At 65.7% G+C, this 14592-nt stretch carries 12 protein-coding genes; all 12 read right to left on the minus strand.

The window, feature by feature from the left end; genetic code table 11:
* Positions 1–62: 62 nt before the first annotated feature.
* Positions 63–941, minus strand: coding sequence for a branched-chain amino acid ABC transporter permease (locus ISO16_RS11290; protein ID WP_072636036.1), 879 nt, complete (start codon positions 939–941; stop codon positions 63–65).
* Between the two features lie 28 nt (positions 942–969).
* Complete coding sequence (locus ISO16_RS11295) at positions 970–2160, minus strand: ABC transporter substrate-binding protein (protein ID WP_072636037.1); 1191 nt, start codon at positions 2158–2160, stop codon at positions 970–972.
* 160 nt (positions 2161–2320) lie between these two features.
* Positions 2321–3079 (minus strand): class II aldolase/adducin family protein, encoded by a 759-nt coding sequence (locus ISO16_RS11300; RefSeq protein ID WP_072636038.1) that lies wholly within the window; start codon positions 3077–3079, stop codon positions 2321–2323.
* A 53-nt stretch (positions 3080–3132) separates the two neighbouring features.
* Complete coding sequence (locus tag ISO16_RS11305) at positions 3133–4398, minus strand: amidohydrolase family protein (protein WP_072636039.1); 1266 nt, start codon at positions 4396–4398, stop codon at positions 3133–3135.
* A gap of 256 nt (positions 4399–4654) precedes the next feature.
* Positions 4655–4894 carry a hypothetical protein gene (locus tag ISO16_RS11310; RefSeq protein WP_139310904.1) on the minus strand — a complete coding sequence of 80 codons (240 nt, stop codon included), beginning with the start codon at positions 4892–4894 and terminating at the stop codon, positions 4655–4657.
* A gap of 42 nt (positions 4895–4936) precedes the next feature.
* On the minus strand, positions 4937–6742 hold the full coding sequence (locus tag ISO16_RS11315) for a CoA-transferase (RefSeq protein WP_083662311.1): 1806 nt from the start codon (positions 6740–6742) through the stop codon (positions 4937–4939).
* Between the two features lie 18 nt (positions 6743–6760).
* Positions 6761–7759, minus strand: a complete 999-nt coding sequence (locus tag ISO16_RS11320) for a PDR/VanB family oxidoreductase (protein ID WP_072636041.1) — start codon at positions 7757–7759, stop codon at positions 6761–6763.
* Positions 7760–7878: 119 nt separating this feature from the next.
* Positions 7879–9345: an aldehyde dehydrogenase family protein gene (locus ISO16_RS11325; protein ID WP_083662312.1), complete on the minus strand. Its 1467-nt coding sequence runs from the start codon at positions 9343–9345 to the stop codon at positions 7879–7881.
* Positions 9342–10430 (minus strand): alcohol dehydrogenase catalytic domain-containing protein, encoded by a 1089-nt coding sequence (locus ISO16_RS11330; RefSeq protein WP_072636042.1) that lies wholly within the window; start codon positions 10428–10430, stop codon positions 9342–9344. The genes ISO16_RS11325 and ISO16_RS11330 overlap by 4 nt, the downstream gene beginning before the upstream one ends.
* A gap of 61 nt (positions 10431–10491) precedes the next feature.
* Complete coding sequence (locus ISO16_RS11335; protein ID WP_072636043.1) at positions 10492–11664, minus strand: cytochrome P450; 1173 nt, start codon at positions 11662–11664, stop codon at positions 10492–10494.
* A 927-nt stretch (positions 11665–12591) separates the two neighbouring features.
* Positions 12592–13383, minus strand: a complete 792-nt coding sequence (locus tag ISO16_RS11340) for an enoyl-CoA hydratase/isomerase family protein (protein ID WP_072636044.1) — start codon at positions 13381–13383, stop codon at positions 12592–12594.
* A 300-nt stretch (positions 13384–13683) separates the two neighbouring features.
* Positions 13684–14577, minus strand: coding sequence for a hypothetical protein (locus ISO16_RS11345; RefSeq protein WP_170913977.1), 894 nt, complete (start codon positions 14575–14577; stop codon positions 13684–13686).
* Between the last annotated feature and the right edge of the window lie 15 nt (positions 14578–14592).

Raw genomic sequence — 14592 nt, forward strand, 5'->3', positions numbered from 1 at the left:
GTGTCGCGGACAGGCCCCAGTACCGATAAGGGGACCTTCGCTGCTGTCGCGGTATCGAGTGCTCAAACACGATGTACGCTCCGCTCTCCGAAAACTCCCTGGGGACGAATGACCAGGACGGTGATGAGTGCCACGAAGATGACGAGGTTGGCCGCGTCGGGCCCAAAGTAGGTTGCCACTACATTGCTGACGATACCTGCGCTGACGCCGCCGATGACCGCCCCGGTCAGGCTCGTGAGCCCGAAAGCGATCGCTGCCGTAAAGGCATAGAGCAAGTAGCCCTCGAGCATGAATGTCGAGACGTAGGCGTGGTTGGCGGCCAAGAGGCTTACGATTGCGGCCAAGAAGCTGCTGATCCCCCAAGCTATCGCACACAATCGGTCGCTCCGGACGCCGAGCAACCTGACCGTTTCGCGGGACTCGGCCACCGCGCGAAGTAGCAGACCAGCGCCGGAGAATCTGAAGAAGAGACTGAAACCACCGAGGAGAATCGCTGCCACGGCGACCGTTTCCATCAGGGAATAGTCGATGCGAACCCCAAGAATACCGACGCTGCCGGAGGTCACAAGCTGTGGAAACTGAAACGGTTGGCCGACTCCCTTGAATCGGTCTATGAATGCTGCCAGTACGAGCGACAGGGCCAGCGTTCTGATGATCACATTCGTCTTGTCCGCCCTCGGCTTGGGACGGATGACGGCGTAGAAGGTGACCACGCCCAAGACTGTGCTGAACAACAACCCCATCACGACGGCCACGACAAGGGAGGCGCCGAACTCGACCATTACAGTCAAGGCGACGAAGACAGCTGCCGTGCCCATCATCCCCTGGGCGAAATTTACTGTCGCGGTTGTCTTGAAAAGCACAACCATCGCAAAGGACATCAGGCCGTACAGCATGCCGACAGCGACGCCGCTCAGAACCGTCTCCAAGAACAGACTCATGACACCTCCAGTGCCTATCGGGTAAGCATCACTGCAGAACCGGTACGCTGACCGATTCGACTGCCTCGTACACACCGTCCTTGACAGTGACCGCCGGCAATGACGTCAGGCCCATGTGCGAATCTCGAGAGAACGTTACGGGCGGGATGAGAGGACTGGTCTGATGGTGCCGCATGGAGGCAAACGCATCGGCCAGGCTCTCGCTGCTCGGGTTGGGTCCGGCCATCTCGAGTCCCGCGACCACCGTTTGCGCGATCGCGCACCCGAACGTGGTCACTGTGTCGACCTCCGCACCGGGGTAGTACTTTTCGACCGCTTCCAGGCACTCGGCTGCGCTCGGGTCCGCAGGTGGCTTGGTAATTGCCAGGCTGAACAGTAGACCGTGCGCACTCGGTGGGGTCCCTTGCAAGAAGGTGTTACCAGGCAGCGAGCTCGTACCCAGGATCGCCTTCTTGGGCAGCATGTCCTTACCAGCAAGGAAATTGACGATCTTGGTGGTTTCTGCGGGAGCGGACGTGAACACCACATAATCCGGTCGCGCCTCGCCGAGTTGAAGGGCTACCGGCGTCACGTCGGCGCCGAAAGGCACGATTGCCGTGCCGAGAAATGCGCCGCCACCATCGCGCACGGCTGTCTCGACCTTCGCAAGAATGGCATCGTTCTGGTCGGACACCGTGCGGACGAGGAAGACGCTGCCGGCGCCTGTCTTCTGGAAGGCGGCGGACACCACAGCATGCGCCTGGTCGGGAAAGGTGGGGACCAGCGCGAAGGCCTGCGGCACCACCGTGTTCACAAACGACGGACTCGACTTCGCCGGGAAGAGGAGAGGAACGCCCGCTTTGTCCAGAACCGGGACAATTGCATCGATCGAGCCCGAGCCCGAGCCACCGACGATCGCTATATTTTTGTCTGTGACGAGCTTTCGGACGTTCTGCACTGCGCGGGCCACATCGAGGCCGTCGTCGAGCAGGGTCAGTTCGATCTTCTTCCCGTTCACGCCCCCGGCGTCGTTGACTGCCCGGAAGATCGCCTGCTGGCCTTCACTCAGTGCCTTGCCGTACCCCCCGGCCGGCCCGCTGATTCCACTCGTCTCACCGAGTCTGATGACATCGCTTTGCGACTCGGCGTTACTGGCAGCCCCGCAGCCGGCGAGCGTGAGGGCGACCGCAGCGGCAGTGAGCCCGCAAGTAAGTCTACTGACGTGAAAGCGTGTGCGCATTACATCACCTTTCGTATTACATTCCGGAGGAATGAGAAATGTGCTTGGGTTGGGTGACCCTCTAGCGCAATGCGCAGGCGGGTGGACGGTTCGGCGGGCCGTAATCACCGACCGAGGCGTGGACGAATGACCTCGGGCACCGACATCGAAGTTCGGCGATCTACTCAGCCAGGTCGGGCTGCTCTCGCATGATTCGCGCGAGTATTGGCTGAAAATTGAACCAACCAGCACGCTGATCGTAGAGCGCGGCGACCTGCCGCGCAGTCCCGGCAGGAATCATGTCCGGCTTCCCGGAGGCGAGGGCGAGGAGCTGCGCCTGACAGGATCGTTCGAGGGAGATGAACCACCATGCGGCTTCGTCGACCGTTGCCCCGGCCGTAAGTATGCCGTGATTTTTGAGAATTGCAGCGCGATTCGCACCCAGACTGTCCGCGAGGGCACGACCTTCGTCGTCCTCCAGCACCACGCCATTGTACTGATCGAAAACGGAGTGCCTTTCGTAGAAGGCACACGCGTCCTGCGTGATGGGCTCCAACTTCCGGCCGAATGCGGACCAGGTTTTCCCATACAACGAGTGACTGTGGGCAACGCAGACCACATCAGGTCTCGCGTCGTGCACACTGGCATGTATCGTGATTGCTGCCGGATTGACGGGACCTACACCCTCGACCAATTGTCCGGTCCCATCGATAAGGCACAGGTCCGATGCGCGAATGTGGCCGAAGGAAATCCCCCACGGGTTCACCCAGAGGTGATCGGTGCGCTCGGGATCGCGGGCAGTGATATGTCCGGTGACTCCGTCGTCGAATCCGAACTTGCTGAAGACCCTGAACGCTGCGGCAAGGCGCACTTTCCTGTGATTTCGTTCTTCAGCGACAGACTGAAATGTCGGCGGATCCGGCAGGTCGAGAGTGTGCATCGTTGACTGCTCCTGGAAGGGAGGAAGGGTGATGTCGCTTCCGATACTCGAGATCAGGAGTGGGCGATGCTCGAGGAATCGATCAGCGCCTGAGGAGGGAGAGGATGCTGGTAGAGCGCACTCGCATTCCGGAAGCAGAGCTTCTCGACCGTGCCGCGAGGCAGCGACTTCATGTCCCGACGGAACAGGTCCTGCGACTCCGGCCACGAGGAGTCGGCATGCGGATAATCCGTCTCGACCATGACTCTGTCGGCGCCGATGATGTCGAGCATCCGGAACGCCGCCGGATCTTCGATGGACGTAAACCAAAAGTTGCGTCGCAGGATGTCGACCGGGTTCGGATCCGACGGGCTCCACGTCTTCGAACTGGCAGCCTGTCGGTAGGAACGAGTGAGTCGCTCGATGATCATCGGCACCCATGAGACGCCGGATTCGGAGAGTACGATCTTCAGCCGCGGAAACCGCAGAGGGATCCGAGAGAAAATCCAATCGACCACTGCCTGGACGGAGTTCAACGGAAAAAGCGCAACCGTCACATCTGCAGGCGATGCCACGCTCGGTTGGCAAATCGACCCCGAGGACCCCACGTGCAGGTTGATCACGGTCTCGGTCTCTTCGCATGCACGAAAGAACGGATCCCAGTATTCGGAGTAGAGCGACGGAAGACCCAGCCCCTCGGGATTCTCCGAGAATGTCACCGACTGGAAGCCACGTTCCTTGTTGTTTCTCACCTCCGATGCCGCCACCTCCGGGTCGAGGAGCCAGGGCAATTGACAGGAGATGAATCGGTCCGGATAGGCCCCGCACCATTCTTCGAGCATCCAGTCGTTGTACGCCCGGACGGAAGCCAGACCAACCTCCCGATCGCGCATCCCGCTCAACCGCTTCCCGGCAAACCCCCAGATGAATGACGGAAAGTTCAGAGAGGCATACACCCCGTTGAGATCCATATCCTTTATCCGGGAATGAACATCCCACACCCCGGGGCGGAAATCTTCGTACTTCTGAGGTGCCAGACTCCACTCCTCGATCGGCCGACCGACCGCACCACACATCGTGAGACGCATGGGAACTCGGTCACCATCGATGTGCCAATACGGTATGCCGTCCTGATCCGGGACGACCGACGGAACAAGATCGCGATACCGCGAACTCGTTCGGCGGGTGAAGATGTCCGCCGGCTCGAGAACGTGATCGTCCACCGAGATGAGGGGACACCACAGCTCCCCAGGCTGCGGATCCGGAAGAAAGGTGGGCTCCGACCGAACCAGTTCCCTCCCTTGACTTTCGACATCCGGGTTGTGAATATCGAGCGCCATTCATGACTCCATTCTGTCGACATGACGTTATGCACCGAAGAAGGTCTCGGATCCCCGAGGAACAACCGGACCGCGGTCGCGCTGCACCGCGCCGTCCACCTACGTGTCGGCTCGGACCGGCATCGATGACGCCTGGCTCGCCGGCCAGCATCGCCCGGAGCTCCACCCATCCGAGCAGCGCAGGTGTGATATCGATCGCATTTTACCCTGCCGATTGGAAGGTACACGATGTCACGAAACCGGTCAACGGAATGGATCAGCGAATACGCTGTGGTTCAACTGATTCCATCAGTTTATGAGCTCGTCTAGCGACATCTGCCCGTCCGGACGCGGTCGGCGAATCAGTTGCCCGCGCAGTGCGGAGGATCTCCCGCAGCCGGCGTTGATACCGGTCCACGGTCATCCCGAACGTGACAAACACCTCGTCCGGGGGCGCGCCCCCGAACGGTGCCCAGTTCACCGCGAACTGAACGAGTTCTCGGTCCTCGCTGTTCATCCGACCCATCCTTGCGTTTTCGATCATCGGGCGAGTCCGCGCTCATCCGATCAGGTTGCCCTCCGGGTCGATGGCCCTGAGGTATTCGAGTTCCGCGGTGCACGGCGCCGCCAGCTGCTCGACGTCGGGCGCGAGCCGCACATCCCATCCGGTCGCCGCGCGCACGCGGGCCAGCGCCTCGTCGGCCCCGGCGGCGGCATCCTTGAACCACGCCGACAGCACGTACTCGCCGTCGCACTTACTCAGATGCCCGACGTCGGTGGCGATCACCGCGACATTCGCTCCGTGATAGCTGGTGAAATCGGCCATGCCCACGAATTTTCGAGAGTCGGCCGCGACGACGGCGACCGTCGGAACCCGCGACGCAATGTCGGTGCTCCCCCCGCCGCCGACAAGGAACTGTCCGGACGGCGTGCGATTACTGTTGGCATTCCCATCGCTGTCGAGTACCCCGGCCGACAGCACCGCGATCGTGGTGTCCGGGGTGGCCGGCAGCAGCATGCCAAGCACCTCCAGCGCGCTGCTGAGGTGACGCGCGGTGGGGAGGTTGCGGGTGTTCGAGAGCGTCGCGTCGTGCGGTCTCGGGATATAGCCGAGCACCCCGCTCTCGAAGACCAGGTCGACGACGTGCTCGTCGTCCAGCAGTGTCACCCGGCCCAGCGCAGCGGCGAGGTGCGACACGCCGGCGCCCGCCACCACGGTCCGGGTGCCGGACGCGCGCGCCAGGTTCGCCATGGCGCGGGCACCCGAGACGGCGAGGCGTTCGCCCAGGGTCACCGAGCCGGTCTCCGCGCGGGTCTGTTCGGCATCGAGTTCGTCAATCCGCCAGGACTCGTCGAGGTCCATCGCGATCAGGTGCTCGATGCGCTCACGACCGAGTTCGCCGAGGTAGTGTGCGCGGGTCGGCACGTCGATCCAGCGCCGGCTGAACTCCTCCGCCTCCTCGAAGGTCCGCAGGCACCCCAGGTCGGCAAGAAACCGGTAATCCTCGCCGTACCCGGCGGCGCCCTCTACCCGAATCGGGACCGGGGAAGCCGAGGGGTGCGCCCCGAACGGGACGTGCGCGACCCCGCGAACGCAGGCCGCAGGGACCCTCACGTGGCCCGCCCACCGCCGCAGATCAGCCGGCGACACGATGTGGTCGGCCGTCAGGATGACGCCCTTGCGCGCCGCATAGACGGTGTGGAGGTCTTCCGCGAACGGCGGGAACACCACGCCGTTGCCGTGCCAGTCCGCGACCGGGCAATGGATCAGCGCCACATCCGGACGCAGGGCCGGCATCACCGAGCAGTCCGACTCATCGAAGGGATTGACAATGTTGCGGACGGGCCGCGATCCGGGCACGACGGGCAGGTCTGTGCCGTCCATCGTCGTCGCGGGCACGAACGGCCATCCGAGCGCGCCGGCGAGCACCCGCTGGATCAACGCCAGGATGGACCACTCCTCGACGACGAGCGCGCCGTCCCGGATGGCCTGCGCCAGGATCGTGTTCGGCCGCACCGCCGGATACGTGGTGGCGGCGAACGCGGTGACGAGCCGGTCCACTCCGCCGGAGGCGACGAGGAGGGCGACCTCCGCACGCAGCGACGCGGAGATGACGGTCAGCCCGCGCAGTCGGCCCGATCTGACCTGCCGGAGCACCTCGAACAGCGACGCGTACGCGCGCGTCGAGAGCCACGGGAAATGGATCTGGTCTCCCGGCTCCACCACCTCACGCACGATCTCGTCGAGTGGCCGCACCCGGGCGGGTGCGGGCGCCGTCGCCCCTGCGTCGTACCGGAAGTCTCCCGCCGCGCCACGCGGGCGGCCGACCGCCGGAAATGTTATGGATTCCAAGATTATTCCCATCTGTAGGGGCGCGGCGAACTACAGGTCGAGGACCAGACGCGGGGACCTCGAGCGACCCACGCAGATCATCATCCGGTCACCGCATTCGCGCTCGCGGTCGGACAGCAGTAGGTCGTGGTGCTCGGGCTCGCCCGCGAGTACCCGCACCTCGCAGGCTCCGCAGAAGCCCTCCTCACAATCGGACAGGAAGTCCGGGACAGAGTCCCGGACAACGTCGAGCAGAGTTCGATCGGGCGGCACGTCCAACACCGCGCCGGTACGACGCAGTTCGACCTCGAACCCCGTGCCGGCGCTCTCGGCCGGGGGCCTCTCGCTGCACTGACTGCTCGACGCCGCACCGAAGCGCTCAACATGCAGGGCGTCCGGCGCGAATCGGGAATCGACCTGCTCCTCGGTCGCCCGGATCAGACCCTCGGGCCCACAGCAGTAGACGACGCAGTCGCCAGGGACCGCGGCGAGCGCCGCGTCCAGATCGAGCATCCCGTGCGAGTCTTGGGGGACGACGTCGACGTTCCCCCCACCGATGCGGTCCAGTTCGCCGAGGAAGGCCATCGACGACCGGCTGCGCCCGCCGTAGACCAGTCGCCACGGCACCCCCCGGCGCCGCACCTCGCGGACCATCGCGAGCATCGGCGTGATGCCGATACCCCCGGCCACGAACAGGTAGGAGGGGGCGTCGACCAGGGGAAAGTGGTTGCGCGGTCCGCGCACCGACATCGTCCGGCCGACCAGCACGCTGTCGTGGAGCTCCCGTGAGCCACCGCGGCCGTGCTCCTCGCGCAGCACCGCCACCGTGTAGACAGCGCGGTCGTCGGGATCCCCGCACAGCGAGTACTGCCGCACCTTGCCCGAGGGCAGGATGAGGTCCAGGTGGGCACCGGGCGCCCACGCCGGCAGCTCGGAGCCGTTCGTATCGATCAGCCGGATCGAGACGACGCCGTCCGCCTCCCACGTCACCTGCTGCACCAACAGCTCGTACATCCGTTGCGGATCAGCGTCGAGGTCAGAGTGTGCCATGCCATGTCATCCGTTCGAATGTGTTCGTCGTTCATAATCCGAAAGCCGCCAGGATCGGGTCGGTTGCGGCGGCGCCGGACCGAACGCCCCGGCGCCGCCGTGCCCGTCCGGGCGCGGGTCTATCCGAGGATCTGTCGATCGCTGATCTGCTGGGTCCAGGTGAACTCCAGCAGGCCGTCCATGCCCATCTCGCGCCCGTAGCCACTGGCCTTCACCCCGCCGAACGGCGCGCCCGGATCGAACGCTGCCATGCCGTGCTTGTTGATGAAGGTCACGCCTGCATCGATCTCGCCGGCCATGTTCCAGGCGCGGCTCGGATCCGCCGTCCAGATGCTGGAGGTCAGACCGTACGGGGTCGAGTTCACGAGCGAGATCGCCTCGCTCTCGGTTCGGAAACCGAGGATCGGCAGCGCAGGTCCGAATTGTTCCTCGGTGACGATGCGCTCCTGCGCCGCGACGCCCGTCACCAGTGTCGGCAGGTGGAAGTACCCGCCCTCCCACGACGCCGTGTCGCGCGCACGGCCAAAGGACTTCACTTGGGCACCAGAGGATTCCGCCTCCGCGAGCAGAGCGGTGAACCGCTTGAACTGTCGCTCGTTGGCGAGCGGACCCATCGTCACCTCAGGATCCAGCCCGTCACCGACCACGAACTCCTGCAGTGCCTCGCCGAGACGGGAGGTCACCTCCTCGAGCAGCGTCTCGTGCACGTACAGCCGCTTGACTGCGAAGCAGACCTGCCCGGAGGTGACGGTGAAAGCCGAAACCAGCTTCCGGATCAGCTCGTCGTCGACGACCACGTCGTCGAGCAGCACGGCAGGATCGTTGCCACCCAACTCGAACACGCCCCGGCGCAGCCGCGACCCGAGGGCCTGGGCGACCGCCCGGCCGGCCTCGGGCCCACCGGTGAACGCGATCATGTCGACGTCGGAATGCGCACTCAACGCGGCCCCCACCCGGTCGCCGGTCCCGGTGACGACGTTCACCACGCCGGCGGGCAGCGCCGCACCGATCGCCTCGATCGCCTTGAGAACCCCCAGCGAGGCGAACGGGGACGGTACGGCGACGATCGTGTTACCCGCGAGCAGAGCCGGACCCAGTTTGACGCCGAGCAGCGCGATCGGCCAGTTCCACGGGACGATCGTCCCCACGACCCCGACCGGTCGGCGCCTGACCTCGAGCCGCCCGGTGTCGTCGACGCGGCTGTCCGTCAAGATCGCGGCCAGATCGTCGAGGTTGTCGAGATAGTGCTTCCACCCCCATGGCGGGGACTGGAAGTCCATGATCGATTCCGCCAGGATCTTGCCCATCTCGCGGGTCAGGACCTCCGGGCCCGAGGGGTCGATCGCCGTCAGTCGCGCACCGGCATCGGCCACCATGGCGGCCCGCTCGACGAGCGGTAGCCGCGCCCAGTCGCGCTGCGCCGCCTTTGCGGCGGCGACGGCGAGGTCGACGTCGGCAGGTGCCCCGTCGGGGATCGACCCCGCGAGTTCCGTGACGCGGGCGGGGTTGACCACGTCGATCCGTCCGCCGGACGTCGCGTCGCGCCACCGGCCGTCGACGTACATCTGCATGTCGAGTCCGTTCACAGCAACACCACGCCCTTCGTGATCTCGTTGGCGGCCAGTTGGCCGAGGGCCTTGGGGACGTCGTCGAGCCCGTAGGTCGCGTCGATGACCGAGTCCAGCGGCAGTCGGCCGTCCATGTAGAGGTCGACGAACGCGGGGATGTCGCGCTGCGGAATGATCGAACCTGCGTACGTACCCGTCAGTTGCTTCTGCATCAGGAACGCGAACAGGTCGGACGTGACGGTCACCGACGCATCCATGACACCGATGGCCACTGCGAGCCCGCCGGGCCGGATGCCCTGCAGCGCCGTCTCCAGCGTTCCCTGCGCGCCTACCGCGTCGAATCCGTAATCCGCGCCCCTGCCGTCGGTGAGGTCGCGGATGGCTGCAACGGCCTCCGGTCCCGATACGGAGATCGTGTGCGAGGCGAGACCGAGTTCGCGAGCCCGCGCGAGCTTGTGCTCGGCGAGATCCACGGCGATGACAGAGGTCGCACCCATCGCCCGCGCACCCATCATCGCGGCGAGGCCGACGCCGCCGGCGCCGATCACGACGACGTTGCTGCCGGGTCGCACTTCCGCGCGGACGATCGCCGCCCCCAGGCCCGTCGACCACGCGCAGCCCAGGCCGGCGAGCTTCTCGAGCGGCGCGTCGGGTCGGATCTTCACCGCCGCCGATGCCGGCACCACCGCATACTCGGCGAACGAACCCTGGCAGAAGAGGGTGTGCACGTCCTCGTCGCGCGATCGCAACCTGGTGGTGCCGTCGAGCATGGTGCCGGAGAAGCCGACGGCGCGTTCGCAGAGCGCGTACTCGCCTCGCAGACACTGGTAGCACGCGTGGCATGAGGTGATGATCGAGCAGAGCACGTGGTCTCCGACCGCGAGTTGCTCGACGCCCGGTCCGACCTCGTCGACGATGCCCGCTCCCTCGTGGCCGAGGACGATCGGGCGCGGTGACGGCAGATGCCCGGCCAGGACCGAGACGTCGGTGTGGCAGATGCCCGAACTCACCAGGCGAACGCGCACCTCCCCGGCCCGGGGCCGGGGATCCGGCAGCTCCTCGATCTCGATCTGGCCGACTCTGCGGCTGACTGCGGCTCTCACATGAACCTCCTGAGCGTGGTGGGATGGATGCCGGGCGCCCGGCGACGTGCACCGGTGGGGGTCAGCGCTGCGGCGTGAAGACGATCGGCAGGGAGCGGATGATCCGCGTCTGCCCCTCCGATATCTGAACGGCGCTCGGATCCGCCAGCCGGTAGTCCGGAATGCGGGCAAGGATTTCCTCGACCATGATGCGCAGTTCGATCCGGGCCAGCGGCGCGCCCGGGCACCGGTGCACGCCCGCTCCGAATGCGAGATGCCGGTTCGGCCTTCGATCCAGGAGGATCTGGGCCGGCTCGTCGAAGGCCGCCTCGTCGTGATTGGCGGACAGCCACGACAACCACACGCGTTCACCCTCCGGGATTACCGTCCCGGCAACCTCGACCGGGCACGTGGTCGTGCGCGCGAAGCCGGGAACCGGGGTGATGTAGCGCAGGAACTCCTCGACTGCCGAGGTCAGCATCTCGGGGTGGGCCTGCAGTTGTGAGCGGAGATCGGGGTGACGATCGATCAGGGTGAAGATGTGGTTGGCTGCCGCTGCGGTAGTTTCGCCGCCGGCCCCGGTCAGGGAGAGGTAGATGTCGAGAACTTCCTCCTCGGTGACCGCGCGGTCGTCGATGGTCGACGAAAGCAGATGGCTGGCAAGGTCTGTGGTCGGATTCTCTCGACGGGCGGCGATGTGGCGGACGTAGTAGTCGCGGATCTCCATCTGCAGTGCAAGGCCCTCCTCCGGCGAGGCGACGGAGACCAGCCCGAGAGACCAGTCACTGAACCGGGAGACGTCCTCGTCGGGGATACCCAGCAGCCAGGTGATCACCCGCGTCGTCAGCGGGAACGCCAGGTCCCGCGCCAGGTCGGCTTCACCGGCGGCGGTGAAGCGTTCGATCAGCTCGACGGCGTGCTTGCGGATTTCGCCCTCGAGTTCCGCGAACCGGCGGGCATTGAAGACGACGTTGAGAAGTGAGCGGTATTTGGAGTGTTGCGGCGGATCGGACTCCATCGGAATGAACGGTCGGGGCGCGCCGACGGACGGCAACGTGATGGTCGGCAGGGAGGAGAACCGCTCGGTGTCCCGGGTGGCCGCGTCGACCTCCTGGTAGCGGGTCAACGCCCAGAATCCGCCGTGGGTCTCGCTGTGCTGGACGGGACACCTGGCCCGCATCTCGCGGTGGATCGTGTCGGGATCATGAAGGGTGGCGACATAGCGGTTGTTGTAATCGCTGTTGCTTGTGTCCACTGCTCCCCCAAATTGGGTAAGGCCGGTAGCCGGTGAATGGTGTGCCCCGGATTCGGGCGATGGATCCGAGATTAAGGCCTTCCGATCGGAAGGTCAATGAAAAAATGTGAGCTGCCTCACCAATCCGACGGGCGCGAACCGAGTCGACCGCGGACCACCGCACCAGCGGCATGCTGCCGGGCAAGACCCGAGGCGCGTTTTCCGCATCCCCGCATCCGGCTTCGGCGCCACCAACGCCTGCCGTCAGGCCCACTCTCGGCGAACGGGTCTCGGTGAGTGCGCTCGAGCGCCGGCGCGGTCAGGCACACCGGACCGGCCCACAGCACCCGTTGATCCGAGTGATCAGGTCGCACAGCGAGATTCCGGATATGCCCGCGGTCTCCGCCCGGTTCAGTGCCGCGCCGCAGCCGCACCCGACAGCCAGGACGCGAGGACGCGGGTGGACGGAACGGATCGTGTAGGTGCGCAGGACCGGCCGATCCACGGGGCAACACCCCTCCGGACGAGGCCCGGATCGAACGACTCCGGATAGCCGATGCCCCAGCCGGAGGCCGGCTCGACGTAGCGTCGGCCGATCCGATCGATGTGACGTCGTCGAATCCGGGGCCCACCCGCATCCTCCGGCGTCCGGTCCACTCGGCGCCGGCCACCGCCATCGTGACAATCCCGCGCACCACGTCGCACTTGTCAGCGAACCGGCCTCCCTGCTCGACGTCGGCAGCGATGTCCTGCAGCTATTCCGGCGATTCAGCCGATGCGGTTGCCCCGTACTGTTCCCGATGCCCCGCAGTCCGGCCGGAAAGACCGCGGGAGCAAGGGAGTGCACGGCCGCCGGCAGCGCCTGGATCAGCATCGAGATCGCACACCGGTCATGCACCGTACCCATTTCCGTGCGACGGGGGTGTAACGACGGGAGAAGGCGGGAGATCAGTGCCAGGGTGAGTAGTCCGCCGGACGCTTGGCCAGGAAGGCGTCTCGTCCCTCGTCGACGGATTCGGCCGGCACACCCATCGCAATCATGTCCAGGCCATTGACCATCGTGTCGTAGGAGTAATTCCACCACACGTTGCTGCCCGCCTTCGCGATCTGGAGCGACTGCGGATGCAGCGCAAGCAACCGCTCGGCCCACTCGCGGGTCGCCGACTTCAGGTCGGCGTCGTCGACGACCGCGTTGACCCAACCCCATTCGAACGCCTGCTCGGCCGGGACCTTCTCGCTGAAGAAGACGATCTGCTTCGCGCGCTTCTCTCCGATCTGGAGGGGCAGGACATTCGTACCGCCCAGCACGGGACACGCGCCGATCATCGTGCCGGCCTGACCCAGCCGAGCACTGCGCGCCGCGATGGCGAGGTCGGCCGCGATGACCAGCTCGTTACCGCCGCCGACCGCGATCCCGTTGACCATCGCGATCACGGGCTTGCGGCAGGATCGAATGGAGGTCATCGCGCGCAGGGCATACACCCCGGTGTCGACCAGGCCCTTCTTGGTGAACTCCCGCACGTCGCCACCGGCCGAGAAGGCGCGCCCGTTGCCGGTCAGCACCACGACGCCGACATCGGGGTTCACCGAGACGCCGTCGAGCAGGTCGGCGAGACGGTGGAACTGGGCCGGCCCGAACGCGTTCAACGCCTCCGGACGGTTGAAGGTGATCCACGCGATGCGGTTCTCGATCTCGATCAGGATGTCGTCGTCGGAGCCGTGATATCCGTTCAGTGACATGGGTGAGTCCTTTCTGATGGGACAGTTGACATTCAGGCGGGCGGCGCCCGCGTCGACGTGTGACAGCTGGTGTTGTGCGAGGTGTGTGCTCGTCCCGCCCCAGGGTGCGTGCGACGACGACCTCGGCGAGCAGAGCGTGGAAAGTGTGCGTATGGGTTCTCGGTGCGCATCCCGATGTTCGTCGTCGGCGGCTCGACGACGATCCGGGAACAGGGCCGTAGCGGGCGCCTGGCGCCCGACGTCTTCCTCGGCCGAGGCTGCGAGCATGGAGTCCGCCGAAGGATTACGCCGTGGTGCGGATCAGGTCCGCAGGTTCCACCGGGCAAAACACATGCCGACCCCGTACCCGGATCGGGTGCGGTACGCCGGCACGTAGTCGATGATGTCGGCGGGAGCCTGCGCGCAGGCGTCGGCGATGATCCAGTCGGTGATCTCCGCCGTGCCGTTGAGGCGCAGTGGCAGGCCGTGCTTGGCGTGGGCAAGTCGGAGCTCGTCGTCCCCGATACTCCCCCACAGGCCGACGTCGTCCGAGCGCAGCACGGCCAAGACCCGAGCATCCAGCTCCTCGTCGAGCACGAGGTGGCTCAGCCCACCGGACGCGAGCACCGCGACCCGGGCTTGCGCGGGGGCCGCCTCGATCGCCGCGCGCAGTGCCCGACCGAAGGTCACGCACCGCTCCACACTCGGCACGTTCGGCGGATTCCACACGTTGGTCACCACCGGCAACAATGCGAGCCCGGAATCGACCAGATCGAGAAAGCGCATCGGCCAGGTCACCGCATGCCCGATACCGTACTCGTCGACCGTCTCCGAGGTGTGAGCGATGTCAAAACCATTGTGACACAGGTACTTCAGAACATCGATCCCGAGATCTCGAGCGATCGGAACGGAGATCCGAAACTGATCGGGTCCCTCGTCGCGCCGGTTCGCCGCGCTCGCGTCGAGATGCTCGGCGAGATACATCTCGAACACGGGCGCGGACCGCGGACCGAAGTTCTCGCCCTGGTCACTGCCTACGATCAGGAGCACATCCGGCTCCACCGCGAGAACAGCCGCGCGCAGCGTCGCCGTGGCGGCGTCGAAGCGCGCCTCGTGCGCGTCCCAGAGGTCACGCACGTCACCGACGAGGCGGTCCAGCCCCGGGCGCGCGATGTTCGGCTCCAGCGCCGGCCAGTCGGACACCGGAGTGATCAACGCGGGACTGTGAGA

It is taken from the genome of Rhodococcus sp. M8 (assembly GCF_015654185.1).
Taxonomy (GTDB): domain Bacteria; phylum Actinomycetota; class Actinomycetes; order Mycobacteriales; family Mycobacteriaceae; genus Rhodococcus; species Rhodococcus aetherivorans.

Bases quoted from the DNA above. Each gene is read 5' to 3' on its own strand.
- ISO16_RS11290 (WP_072636036.1), bottom strand. From the start codon at position 941: ATGAGTCTGTTCTTGGAGACGGTTCTGAGCGGCGTCGCTGTCGGCATG.
- ISO16_RS11310 (WP_139310904.1), bottom strand. From the start codon at position 4,894: ATGAACAGCGAGGACCGAGAACTCGTTCAGTTCGCGGTGAACTGGGCA.
- ISO16_RS11320 (WP_072636041.1), bottom strand. From the start codon at position 7,759: ATGGCACACTCTGACCTCGACGCTGATCCGCAACGGATGTACGAGCTG.
- ISO16_RS11305 (WP_072636039.1), bottom strand. From the start codon at position 4,398: ATGGCGCTCGATATTCACAACCCGGATGTCGAAAGTCAAGGGAGGGAA.
- ISO16_RS11295 (WP_072636037.1), bottom strand. From the start codon at position 2,160: ATGCGCACACGCTTTCACGTCAGTAGACTTACTTGCGGGCTCACTGCC.
- ISO16_RS11300 (WP_072636038.1), bottom strand. From the start codon at position 3,079: ATGCACACTCTCGACCTGCCGGATCCGCCGACATTTCAGTCTGTCGCT.
- ISO16_RS11340 (WP_072636044.1), bottom strand. From the start codon at position 13,383: ATGTCACTGAACGGATATCACGGCTCCGACGACGACATCCTGATCGAG.
- ISO16_RS11315 (WP_083662311.1), bottom strand. From the start codon at position 6,742: ATGGGAATAATCTTGGAATCCATAACATTTCCGGCGGTCGGCCGCCCG.